This is a genomic window from Flavobacterium frigidum (assembly GCF_048286795.2).
The window spans coordinates 276,479-288,626 of the sequence record NZ_JBLVPT020000003.1 but is presented as its reverse complement, the minus strand read 5'-3'; the positions used below and the strand labels follow the sequence as shown (position 1 = coordinate 288,626).

13 protein-coding genes are annotated in these 12,148 nt (G+C 33.6%); 3 read left to right on the top strand and 10 right to left on the bottom strand.

Annotated elements, in window-relative coordinates:
- Together ACNQGB_RS06450 and ACNQGB_RS06445 are read right to left on the bottom strand one after the other, a co-directional pair.
- A partial coding sequence (locus ACNQGB_RS06450) for a hypothetical protein (RefSeq protein ID WP_472777087.1) occupies positions 1 to 195 on the bottom strand: 195 nt, incomplete at its 3' end.
- A gap of 426 nt (positions 196 to 621) precedes the next feature.
- Positions 622 to 1,848, bottom strand: coding sequence for an ABC transporter permease (locus ACNQGB_RS06445; RefSeq protein WP_417946715.1), 1,227 nt, complete (start codon positions 1,846 to 1,848; stop codon positions 622 to 624).
- Positions 1,849 to 1,960: 112 nt separating this feature from the next.
- On the opposite strand from ACNQGB_RS06445, the gene ACNQGB_RS06440 reads away from it, so the two are divergent.
- On the top strand, positions 1,961 to 3,178 hold the full coding sequence (locus tag ACNQGB_RS06440; protein ID WP_417946713.1) for an exo-beta-N-acetylmuramidase NamZ family protein: 1,218 nt from the start codon (positions 1,961 to 1,963) through the stop codon (positions 3,176 to 3,178).
- An 86-nt stretch (positions 3,179 to 3,264) separates the two neighbouring features.
- Here ACNQGB_RS06440 and ACNQGB_RS06435 read toward each other — a convergent pair whose 3' ends face one another.
- Positions 3,265 to 3,759, bottom strand: coding sequence for a YkgJ family cysteine cluster protein (locus tag ACNQGB_RS06435; RefSeq protein ID WP_309758328.1), 495 nt, complete (start codon positions 3,757 to 3,759; stop codon positions 3,265 to 3,267).
- 100 nt (positions 3,760 to 3,859) lie between these two features.
- On the opposite strand from ACNQGB_RS06435, the gene ACNQGB_RS06430 reads away from it, so the two are divergent.
- Both ACNQGB_RS06430 and ACNQGB_RS06425 read left to right on the top strand, forming a co-directional pair.
- Positions 3,860 to 4,576, top strand: coding sequence for a class I SAM-dependent methyltransferase (locus ACNQGB_RS06430; RefSeq protein ID WP_417946711.1), 717 nt, complete (start codon positions 3,860 to 3,862; stop codon positions 4,574 to 4,576).
- Between the two features lie 14 nt (positions 4,577 to 4,590).
- Positions 4,591 to 5,133 (top strand): YfiT family bacillithiol transferase, encoded by a 543-nt coding sequence (locus ACNQGB_RS06425; protein WP_417946710.1) that lies wholly within the window; start codon positions 4,591 to 4,593, stop codon positions 5,131 to 5,133.
- Between the two features lie 190 nt (positions 5,134 to 5,323).
- On the opposite strand, the gene ACNQGB_RS06420 is transcribed toward ACNQGB_RS06425, so the two are convergent.
- The 7 genes from ACNQGB_RS06420 to ACNQGB_RS06390 form a co-directional block, all read right to left on the bottom strand.
- Positions 5,324 to 5,956 carry a 7-carboxy-7-deazaguanine synthase QueE gene (locus ACNQGB_RS06420; RefSeq protein WP_417946708.1) on the bottom strand — a complete coding sequence of 211 codons (633 nt, stop codon included), beginning with the start codon at positions 5,954 to 5,956 and terminating at the stop codon, positions 5,324 to 5,326.
- 135 nt (positions 5,957 to 6,091) lie between these two features.
- Positions 6,092 to 7,759 (bottom strand): tetratricopeptide repeat protein, encoded by a 1,668-nt coding sequence (locus ACNQGB_RS06415; RefSeq protein ID WP_417946706.1) that lies wholly within the window; start codon positions 7,757 to 7,759, stop codon positions 6,092 to 6,094.
- A 16-nt stretch (positions 7,760 to 7,775) separates the two neighbouring features.
- Positions 7,776 to 8,699, bottom strand: a complete 924-nt coding sequence (locus tag ACNQGB_RS06410; protein ID WP_417946705.1) for a PstS family phosphate ABC transporter substrate-binding protein — start codon at positions 8,697 to 8,699, stop codon at positions 7,776 to 7,778.
- Positions 8,700 to 8,932: 233 nt separating this feature from the next.
- On the bottom strand, positions 8,933 to 9,730 hold the full coding sequence (locus tag ACNQGB_RS06405; protein ID WP_417946703.1) for an energy transducer TonB: 798 nt from the start codon (positions 9,728 to 9,730) through the stop codon (positions 8,933 to 8,935).
- Between the two features lie 39 nt (positions 9,731 to 9,769).
- Positions 9,770 to 10,315 carry an ExbD/TolR family protein gene (locus tag ACNQGB_RS06400; RefSeq protein ID WP_417946701.1) on the bottom strand — a complete coding sequence of 182 codons (546 nt, stop codon included), beginning with the start codon at positions 10,313 to 10,315 and terminating at the stop codon, positions 9,770 to 9,772.
- 18 nt (positions 10,316 to 10,333) lie between these two features.
- Positions 10,334 to 10,945, bottom strand: coding sequence for an ExbD/TolR family protein (locus ACNQGB_RS06395; RefSeq protein ID WP_417946700.1), 612 nt, complete (start codon positions 10,943 to 10,945; stop codon positions 10,334 to 10,336).
- A 78-nt stretch (positions 10,946 to 11,023) separates the two neighbouring features.
- Positions 11,024 to 11,842 (bottom strand): MotA/TolQ/ExbB proton channel family protein, encoded by an 819-nt coding sequence (locus ACNQGB_RS06390; protein WP_417946699.1) that lies wholly within the window; start codon positions 11,840 to 11,842, stop codon positions 11,024 to 11,026.
- Positions 11,843 to 12,148 lie beyond the last annotated feature (306 nt).

Below are 12,148 nucleotides of genomic sequence, written 5' to 3'. Positions count from 1 at the left end.
TGCGGGTGCAAAAGTACCACCTTTATTCACTTCTACAAGCTTTTTATTTACTTTTTTTTGCCTTTTTCTTAACTTATGTTTTAAATCACTGTAAACGTGAATTTTGTAAGTAATTTTTTTTTCGCTGGTAAGCACACTACAAAGCAGAAGGTGATGAAATGGATAATAAAATGTGCTTTGCACACCTAAATACATGCGTATCTTAACTAGCTGTATTTCTTAGATCTTTCGGAATTCGTTCTTTGTTCTTGTTTAAAAAGCTCTTCCCCTTGTCTGAATCTCTCAAAATAGCCTGCCTTAACAGTATTCTATCACAAAATTACGCTAGATCGATAAAATGCTTTTATACTTTTCCTTGCATACTAATCGCTTTTTCATTTCACCTATATATAAGGTAACCAGATTTTGGGTTGGCGATAGTTCTTATCCTCTGGATTGGACTGTTTGTCTTAATTATTCTGGGCGCGCGTTAGGGATAGCAGCGAATAGCCCACAGGTAAGTGTAGTGCAGCGGAACTTACCGAGGACTTGTAGCGTATAGCCCGACTCCTTATATATACAAAGGCGATTATCCTTTTCGATAATCGCCTTTCTATATATAAGGTGGAACGCCAAAAAAAACTAATCAAAACGTATCGCGCTTACAGGGGATATCTTTGTTATTATATAGGAAGGGATTAACAGTGCCAAAAAACACACAGACACTGTTAGTACATTTAACAAAAGGATGTATCCCCAGTTTAGATACACTGGTGCTTGATTGACATAGTAGTTCTCTGGCGGAAGTTGAATTATTCCAAATTGCTGCTGAACTAACAATAATGAAATACCAATTAGATTTCCCCAAAATAATCCTCTGCAAATAAGGTAAAGGGAATTGTATAAAAATATTTTTCGAATCGACCAATTAGTAGCTCCTAACGCCTTTAAAATTCCTATCATTTGTGTTCGCTCTAGAATGAGGACTAGTAATGCTACAACCATATTTATTGTGGCTACGAGAATCATGACCGCTAAGATAACAATGATATTGAAATCGAATAATTGAAGCCATTCGAATATATAACTGTATTTTTCGATTATAGTTTTACTGTCTAGTGTGGAAGCGGTTTGTGCATAAACTTGCTCTCCTGTTGATTCTATTGCATTAAAGTCATCTACAAAAACTTCAAAAGCACCTATTTGATCTGGAGTCCATTTGTTGATACGCTGCATGTGACGAATGTCGCCTATTATAAAAGTTGCATCAAACTCTTGAAAACCTGAATTAAAAATTCCAACAATATTAAAATTACGCAAATTATATCCTTTCTCCTTCATGAAAAAAGTATTGAAAGCATCACCTACTTTTAAATTCAATCGGTTAGCAATAAATTGAGAAATCACTACTTCTTCGTTTATTTTCCCATTGATGTTTGGAATACGTCCATTAACTAAGTACTCCTTTATATTATCCCACTTATAATCAGTACCAACTCCTTTAAAAATAATTCCTTCGAATGCAGTTTCAGTCCTTATGATTCCAGCTTTACTTGCAATCGCTTGAATATGCTCTACTCCTGGCACAGTTTTAAACTTGGGATAAAAATCTTGGTTTTTAGAAATTGGCGTCAGCGTAACTTCGGATTGATTATTATCGTAATTCGAAATAATGATATGTCCATTGAAAGCCGATACTTTTTCTCGAATTTTTTGTTGCAATCCGATTCCTGTAGCTACCGAAACAATCATCATAATCATACCAATAGCAATTGCTGAAATAGCAATTTTTATAATTGGCGTAGAAATGCTACTTTTATAATCTTTGGAGGTAATGAGCCGCTTTGCGATGAAGTATTCTAAATTCAATTTGATTGCTTTTCTAATTTGGATTTGCTTCGCCAGTTTGCGTTGCTAAAGCCAAAAATACAGCTAAAACACGAATTACACTAATTGGCCTTACTTTTATTTGAACCTATATATGAACTCATTATTTAAAATATCGCTTAGTTTTATATTGCTAACAATCATTTCGACTTCCTGTTCTGCCATAAAAACAGACGCAAGGATAAATACAGAATCAGATTTAGAAATAGTTAATGACAACCCAAAAACAGAAATAAAAACTGGAGCAGATAATTACAACAACTATTTGCCATTATTAAACAACAAGCAAATTGGGATTGTAACCAATCAGACTGGAATTCTCTCTAATAAAACACATTTGGTCGACTTTCTTTTAGAAAAAAATATTGCTGTCCAAAAAATATTTGCGCCAGAACACGGTTTTCGAGGAACTGCTGATGCGGGCGAACATATCGTTGACGAAAAAGATTCTAAAACTGGACTTTCAATTATTTCGCTATATGGCGATAACAAAAAACCGAAACCAGAGCAACTCGCAGGTATTGACATCATGGTTTTTGATTTGCAAGATGTGGGAGCACGATTTTATACGTACATTTCTTCGTTACATTATATAATGGAAGCTTGTGCCGAAAATAAGATTCCGCTATTAATTCTTGACCGACCAAATCCGAACGGACGTATTGTGGATGGACCAATTCTTGAAAAAGAATTTAGCAGTTTTGTAGGTATGCATCCCATTCCTTTGCTTCACGGAATTACAATTGGCGAATATGCACAAATGATTAATGGCGAGAAATGGTTAAAGAATGAATTGCAATGCAAACTGACCGTTATTCCCTGCAGTAATTACAACAGAAAAATGAATTATAGTTTACCTGTAAAGCCATCGCCAAATCTTCCGAATGATCAAGCTGTGAATCTTTACGCGAGTTTATGCCTTTTTGAAGGTACCAATGTAAGTGTGGGACGTGGAACTGAAAACCAATTTCAAATTTATGGCTCTCCTTACTTACCCAAAAGTGACTTTAGTTTTACTCCTAAACCAAATTTAGGGGCACAAAATCCTGTTTACAATGGAGTACTTTGTTATGGCGAAGATTTATCTACCTATTCAATGCTGAATCAGCTTGAATTGAAATGGTTAATCAAAGCGTATCAGACAACAAATGACAAATCAAAATTCTTCAATCCTTTTTTTACTAAACTTGCAGGAACCAAAAAATTGCAACAGCAAATAGAGGCGGGAATTTCTGAAGTTAAAATCAGAGAAAGCTGGAAGAAAGGATTAGAAGTGTTTATGGAAATGAGAAAGAAGTATTTGATATACTAGTCCTCACCCCTCCCGAAGCCTCGGGACTCTCCAAAGGAGAGGGAGACTCGACCGAACATGATTAGTTTATTTAGATGAAATATTTTTTAAAGCGGCAGTTTTTTCTTCATTTCTTCTACAATATTAAAAGCAGCTGGACAAATAGCAACGTTTTTCAATGTTAAATCAGTGATCTGTTGAAACTTTTTTCTATCCGTATGTGGAAATTCTCTGCATGCTTTTGGACGAACATCATAAATCATACACGCATTTTCATTATCCAGAAAAGTACACGGGACGCTTTGCAACACATAATCTCTGTCTTCATCGATTTGAAGATATTGCTCAATAAACTGTTGTGGTTTTTGTCTAAGATATTTTGAAACACGCTCAATATCTGCATCCGTAAATAATGGCCCTGTCGTTTTACAACAATTGGCACATTTTAGACAATCTGTTTTCTTAAATTCAGCATCATGCAAGTCCTGCATCACATAATCTAAATTCTTTGGCGTCTTCTTTTTCAACTTATCGAAATACTTTTTGTTTTCGATATGCTTATCTTTGGCTTCTTTAGGGAGATTGTTTAGTATGTGTTTCAAGTTTAAAATTTAAAGTTTGAAGTTTGAACCACAAAAGTAATCAACTTCTGCAGTAATAACTAAATAACTAGGCGCGATTGCTTCGTTCCTTACAAAGACTATGAAAGACCTATTTGGCAAAGCAATACTTGATTTTCAAACTAATAATTCCCCGAAAGATTTAATCACAGAAACCTCTATTTCTGAAGAAGATGAAATGAGTGTTGCCTATCTATTTCGTACTTATAGTGAAATGCCAAAACTGGAGCAAAAAGCCTTGCAACTAGCAAAGGGGAAAATTCTCGATGTAGGTTGTGGAGCAGGAAGCCATAGTTTGTATTTACAAAACGAAAGAAATCTTGAGGTTTATTCCATTGATATTTCTCCAAATGCAACAGAAGCCTGTAACCAACGAGGATTGAAAAATACTTACGTTCAAAATATTCTTGAGATGGACTCTGATAATCCTGAAAATAAATTTGATACCATTATATTATTAATGAATGGTACCGGTATTTTTGGAACATTAAAAGAAACCACTCCATTTTTACAAAAACTAAAAAGTTTGCTAAACCCAGACGGACAAATTTTAATCGATTCTTCAGATATCATTTACATGTTTGACAACGATGAAGATGGAGGTAAATGGATTCCAAGTAATGGCTACTATGGAGAATTGACTTTTACAATACGCTATAAAAATGAAAAAGAAGATGAATTTCCTTGGCTTTACTTAGATTATAACACGTTACAAAATGCGGCTTTCGCCAATGGATTAAAAAGCGAGTTAATTCTTGAAGGGGAACATTATGACTATTTAGCGAAGCTTTCGATTTAAAACACATTTATAAAATGGAAAACTCAACATTAGAACATTTACGTTATCCTATTGGGAGATTTATCGCACCCAAAATCTATTCAGGAGAATATATAACTAATAAAATAGTAGAAATCGCCAGTTTCCCTGAACGATTGAAAAAAGAATTACTTCACTTAACCGAAGAACAACTCGAAACACCATATCGTCAAGATGGCTGGACAATCCGTCAAGTAATTCATCATTGTGCCGATAGTCACATGAATTGTTTCACTAGAATAAAATGGGCGCTGACCGAGAAAAATCCAACAATAAAATTTTATCACGAGGATCGTTGGGCTGAATTACATGATAATTTAACGATGCCCGTTCAGCCTACCCTTTCCTTTCTGGAAGGATTGCACTTTCGTTTGGCGTATTTAATGAATAGTTTAACTAACGAAGACTTAGAAAAAACATTTATACATCCTGAGAATAACGCAGCATTTAAAATCAAGGAAATAATAGGGACTTATGCTTGGCATGGAAATCATCACTTAGCACACATCACCGAATTGAAAAAGCAAAAAGGCTGGTAATTTTAGGAGCTATTTCCAGCTATCCGCTATATCTTTTTTGTCTCCTTAAAAAAATGAGACAAAAAAGGATACCGCTTCTATCTGGGCTAGGGCTATAGGATTACAAGAAATAAGTTTTCCACAAATTAATTCACGAATTATATTTAATTAAAAACCTCAAACACCATTTGTTGTTTGAGGTTTTCAAGTATTAAGGAATATTCAAATATTTATGTGTTTGCAACGAAACTCGCCATTTTGGATTGTTCATCACATACTCTACAATCAAAGGGGTCATTTCTTCTTTTTTGCTCCATTCAGGCTGCAGAAATAAAATAGCATTACTATTTACTTTTTCAGCTTGCTCTTCGGCAAAAATAAAATCATGTTTATTGTAAATGATAACTTTCAACTCATGCGCATTATCATAAACGGTTTTTGTTGGTAATTTATTTTTCTTTGGAGACAAACAAATCCAATCCCAAGTTCCTGTAAGCGGATATGCGCCCGAAGTTTCAATGTGAACTTTTCTATTATTCTCTTTTAACTTTTGCGTCAACAAAGTCATATCCCACATTAAAGGCTCTCCACCAGTAACAACAACAGTCTCTGAATATTTACTCGCGTTAGAAACAATTAACTCTATATCTGTTGGAGGATGCAATTCAGCGTTCCAACTTTCTTTTACATCACACCAATGACAACCTACGTCACACCCACCAATTCTAATAAAGTATGCAGCCGTTCCTGTATGATATCCTTCGCCTTGTATGGTATAAAATTCTTCCATCAGCGGAAGCATAGCACCTTTATTAACTTCTAATTGTATTTCTTTTGATAACATTATTATATTTTGAAGTGCAAAGATAGGTATTTTGAAAATGAGTTAATTTGAAAATAGTAACTAAAACAAATCTATAAAAAACAAAAAAACCGACAGTCAAATTAGACTATCGGTTTAATTTTAACCTTTAAAAAATTATTTTAATATCTTAATAGAATCTACAGCATACTTATTTGCTGGGTCTATTGCTAATGTTTTATTGAAATATTCAATAGCTTTAATCTTGTCAGTGTTAGCAAAACTGGCAGCCATATTGTTATACGATTCTATGAACTTAGCTTTAACAGCTGGCTTAGCAACTTCATCAGCACCTAAAGTGGTAACTTTTGCTACATAGTCCTCATAATTCTTCGTCATCACATCATCTTTTTCAAGCAAACGATTTGTTCTCGCTCTATACAAGTATGCTTCATAATATGTTGGCGATGCAACTAAAACCTTTTCAAATGCAGCATCTGCTTTTTGTAAAGCTACAGCATCAGCTTTCACATCTTTAGCACTATTAGCATAATAATTTGCCAAGCCATAGTACACGTTATCATCAAGATACGTTCTAGAATCAGGTACATTTGCACCAAATTCAAAAACCAAAGCAGCTTCTTTGTATAGTTTTTGGCTGAATAATTTTTTACCAACTTCACTTAAATCTTGAACTGCTAAAGGTTCCATGTCTACTGCCTTCTTGATATCTACCAATCCTGAATTTAAAGCTACTGCATCGATACTTGTACCGTCAGCACTAGTTCCTTTTTTTATTTTTGTTAAACCCAAGTACAAATAATCTAAAGCAATTGCTTTATTTCCTGGAGTATTGATAAAACTGTCCAAAGATTTTATTGCAACATCGACATTACCGTTTTTATAAGCAGAGTACCCTAAATAACGATAGATCCTAGGATTAACTTTATCCAATTCTATCATTTTGTTAGCTTCTACTTCTAGTGCAGCATAATCTTCTATTAAAATTAAGAAGTCCGCACGACGCATTCTAGACTGAATAGAATAATCTGTAAATGACATATACTTATCATAGTTTTCTAATGCAATTTTGTAATTTGCTGCAGCTTGCGATGGCTTGTTACGTGCCATTTTATAGTAAGTCTCAGCTAACTCTCTGTAAACAGGACCATAATTAGGATTCAATGCGATAACTTCGTTATAGGCTTTCAAGGCTTCATCGTAAGATTTTGCTCCTTTTAGCAATACACCCAATTGCATTTTAGCCCTTAGTAATGAATTGTCTAATTGAAAAGCACTTCTATAAGCAACATAGGCTTCATTTTGTTTGCCATCACCATAATATGCATCACCTAAAGCAAGTTGTAACTGTGCATCTTGCGAATTATTAACAGCTGCACGAGTCAAAACTGCAATAGCATTTTTAAAATCCGGTTTTACAGTATTCATATACGCTCTAGCAATATATACATACTCTTGAACATCTTTCTTTTTAATGTCCTTAGTAGCCAAAGCAAACTTTGCTTGTGCTCCTGTAACATCACTTTTATCAAGATCCATTTGACCTAAACCAATATGGTTCAACTTAGCACCTTCAGATGCATTTAATCCATTTTGAAAATATATTTTCGCAGAATCTTCTATACTTTGAGTAAGATATACATTCCCTAAAGTAAAGAAAGCAGCGCCATTACTAGGTTTTGCTTTAATAATCGATTTCAAGATCGATTTAGCACTTTCAAATTGCTCTGCATCGATAGCCTTTTTAGCTTGATTAATATCTTGTGCTTGACTTGCAAAAGCAGAGGCCAACAATGCAACACTAAAGAATTTAAATTTGTTCATTGTAATTGTAATTAATTTATTTTTTATCGTTTTGGTCTTTACCTACAATCGTGAATTTCCTTGTTGGAATACGAACCGGTAACAATCCAGATTTTAATACTATTCTTTGTCCAACATCTCCAGCAACAAATGAGGCAAATCCCATTCCCAAGCCAGAATATCCTTGACAATTGACTATATACAAATCGCGTGCCAAAGGATATTTCCCCTCTGCAATATTATTTTGTGATGGCTTATAATACCCATTCTCTTTAAAGCCCTTAACAGATAAAGAAGTAACATTATCAACATATTTTTGCATGTCTGGCAACGGTTGTGTCAACCAATTTACACCAATAACTCCAATCATTCCATCATTTTCAGAAACGTATTTAATAACTTCGTTGTTAGATTTAAATGAAAAAACACCTTTATCTGGAACAGCCTTAATTTTAGCTAAATCAGACATAAAGCGAACTGTACTTGAATTCAAATTATCAAAAACTAATCCCTTGATCGACGGAACTGATTTGCCCTGAATAAAATTGACTACATCTTTCAACGCAATCAAAGTGTCTTTATTGTTTTTATTAGCGATAAAAGCTATTGCATCTGTTGCAAACACCGTGACTTTAGGATTAATTTTCCTTTGTTTGAAAATACTTAATTCTTCAGCAGTTAAATTTCTAGATAAGATCGCAATAGCAGCTTTTTCTTTGAATAGTGAATTTACTGTTTCAGTTTCCGATTTAGAAATTAATTTAACTTTAGCTTCATATTCATTTTCAAAAACATCCACTTGATCTTCAATAATAGGAGTTAAAGTTTCATCAACAAAAACAGTAACTTCACCTTTAAGAATGGTTTCCTTGGCATTTTTGTCTGATATTTGATTACATGCAAAAACAAATAGTACAATTACAAACAAAATAAATACTGGAAGTTTAGAATACTTTTTCATAATCTAGTTATTATTATCATTAATAATTCGGAAGAATCTAAAAGAAGCGTACGCAATTAATAAAACTCCAAAAGCAACACGATAAACAGGCTGCATATCGAGTGGAAAGTTATTCATAAAGATAATGAACAAACCGAGAACGAGGTATAAACAAAAAAACAAAATTCCTAAAACAAGAAGAAATCGCTCTTTAAGCGATTTCTTCTTAATATTATTAAATATGTTATTTAACATTATTCTGCAGATTGGATAGTAATTGGAAGCGAATACAGTACTCTAACTTTTTTACCATTTTGCTCTCCAGGTGTCCACTTCGGACACTTTTTCAAAACACGGATTGCTTCTTTTCCCGTACCGTAACCAATATCTCTTATTACTTTGATATCTGTTAATGAACCATCTTTTTCTACTACAAAAGTAACATATACTTTACCTTTTAATCCCTCTTCTTCTGGAGTTTGATAGTTGTTAGCAACGAATTTGTAAAATTTCTCAATTCCTCCTGGAAAATCCGGTTTAACTTCGATACCTGCAGTGTTGTAAATTTGGTTATCAACTTCGTCAACTACTGCTGCCGTTCCAGTACCAACTGGCTCAACAGTTAAAACAGCATCAGGATCACCTTTAATTGTTTCAGCACCTAGTTTTTTATCTTTAATTTCTACCGTTTTTGGTGGTTCCTCTGTTACCTCCTCTGCTTTAGCAACTACTGGTTTGACAAATTTTACTTGATCAACTTTTGGTGGCGGCGGTGGTGGTGGTGGAATATCTTTTTTAATTTCTTCCTTCTTTGGAGGCAATTTGATACTAACGATTTTAGTATCTAAAGTGTCGTCACCGTCAGAGGAATCAGGCAATAAACCTAAAATAAGAGGCATACTAACTGCTATAGCAAAAACAATTGCACCAAATATAAGTGCTCTTACAGTAGTTTTGTTATTTGATTTTCTGAGTTCGTAAGCGCCATAAGCTTTATTACGACCTTCGAAAACAATATCAAGCCATTGGTTTGTGAATATATCTAATTTCATTTTTCTTAATTATTAGGTTATAGAGTAAATACGAAAATTTTATTTACCTTCTAACAATTTTAGTTCTTCAGGGGAAAAATCATTTACAATTGCATTTGAAGGGACACCTACAATAGCCATCTCATCTAGTATATCAACTAAATTTCGGTAATTTGATTTTTTACTTGGTTTAATGATAACAATTAAACCTTTGTCTTTATCCTGCGTGTATTCTACTACTGATTTTTTTCTTTTCAATAATTCTTTACGAATTCCCTCTTTTCCATAAGAAATATCAGTTGGACCAGCAATAGGAGTAGCTAGCAAACCCATGTAATAAACCATTTTATCATTATCCCCTAGCAAAACAGTCAAGGTACGATTTTCATCAACTTTGATTGGTTTATCAGTAATATCATCTTCTAGATCAGGCAAACCCAAAGGCATTGATTGCGGTTTAGACAAGGTTGTCGTAAGCATAAAAAAGGTAATCAACAAGAAAGCCAAATCAACCATTGCAGTTAAATCTACTTTTGAGTTTGATTTCTTACTTCTTACTTTTCCACCTTTTTTGCCTCCGTCGTCGCCGGTATTTAATTCAGCCATTTTAGTGTATTTTTTTAGTTATTTTTCAGTAGCTCTTAAACCTGTTACAAGATTGAAGTTATTGATTTTTTGTTTTTGCAAAACATCCATAACCAATTTGATTGCTGGATATTCTTCTTTCGCATCACCTTTAATAGCAAATTGCAGTTCTTTCTCATTAACATCAATATTAGCTCTACGAGAATTGTAAATCCACTCATATAATTGATTATCTGTAGAATCCTTTGGTATACCAGATTGAACGCCTGGTTTACTTCTGTCTGCCGTCTTCATTGCAATTAGCTGCTTCAATCCTGAAATTGGTACTCCTACACCCTCCATCAATCCAAAAGTTTCAGATTCTTCTTCAGTAAACGTAACACCGTATTTTAGGCCCATTAACTCAAGAGCTTTCTTTCTAACTTCTCTACCTTTCAGATCGTAGAAGACTTTTCCTTTTCCTACGGTTATCGTAGCTAAATTATCATCTGGTAATTTAGACTGTACTGTCGAAGCCGGTGTATCTACAGGCAATGCTTCCGGTATCTTAGCAGTTGCTGTCATTACAAAGAAAGACAACAAAAGAAAAGCGACGTCACACATAGCAGTCATGTCCGTAGACCCTGCTTTTTTCTTCATTTTTATAGCCATTAATATTTTTTTTTACATTTACAAGAAAAACAGAATCTGTTTCACAGATTTCTGTTTTTCTGCAAATTAAATTATTAATTATTTTTGAGCACTTCTGAAGTGTCTGTATGTATTTACAATTGTATTCCCAGCCTCATCAATAGAATAAGTCAAAGTATCAATTTTAGAAGTAAAGAAATTGTACGCTACGATTGCAAGTGCAGATGTAGAAATACCTGTTGCAGTGTTAATAAGAGCCTCAGAAATACCATTTGCAAGAGCAGCTTGATCCGGAGTACCTGCAGCAGATAATGCGCTAAACGCTTTAATCATCCCCGTAACTGTTCCTAATAATCCTGCAAGAGTACCTAAAGAAACCATTGTAGAAAGTACAGTCATGTGCTTCTCTAACATTGGCATTTCTAATGAAGTAACTTCTTCAATTTCTTTGTGGATTGTTTCAGCAGCAGCTTCGCTATCTAAACCTTCTCTTTTAACTTCTTGGTATTTCAACAAAGCTGATTTAATAGGATTAGCAACAGAACCTTTTTGTTTATCACATGAAGCGATTGCTCCTTCAATATTTCCAGCTTTGATATCTCTTTGTACACTTGTCATGAATTGATCAAGGTTTCCTGAACCAGCCGCTTTTGAAATCACAGCATAACGCTCAAATGAAAACACAATAACCATTAATAATAATCCTAATAAAACTGGTACAATAGGACCTCCTTTGTATACCATTGCTAACATATTTCCTGGTAACGGGTGACCCGTATTAATACCGCCTTCAAAGTTAGCGCCATTACCCATTATGAAATTCCAGATTAACCATCCAACAAAAATACACGCTACAATAATGATTCCAGAAATCATTCCTCCTCCGTTTGCACTTTTTTCTTTTTTAACGTTTGCCATTTTTTTTAATTTTAATAGTTTTAAATAAATTATCTTAGTTATATTAAACTTGTAGTAAGGCAAATTTATATTTTTAGTTTAAATAAAAAAACTTTTTTTAATTTAATTATAATTAAATTTATTTCAAAAACACATTTATTATGAATCGCACAACATTTATACAGATATTCGTAAAAAATGACTAAAAAAATCAAACATAAAATAAATTTTTAATAAAGTTTAACACAATATTTCGAAATTAGTCTAATTAGCAAGAAAACTATTATTTTATGACATTAACAATAAAAAAGCAAGAAAACTGCGGTA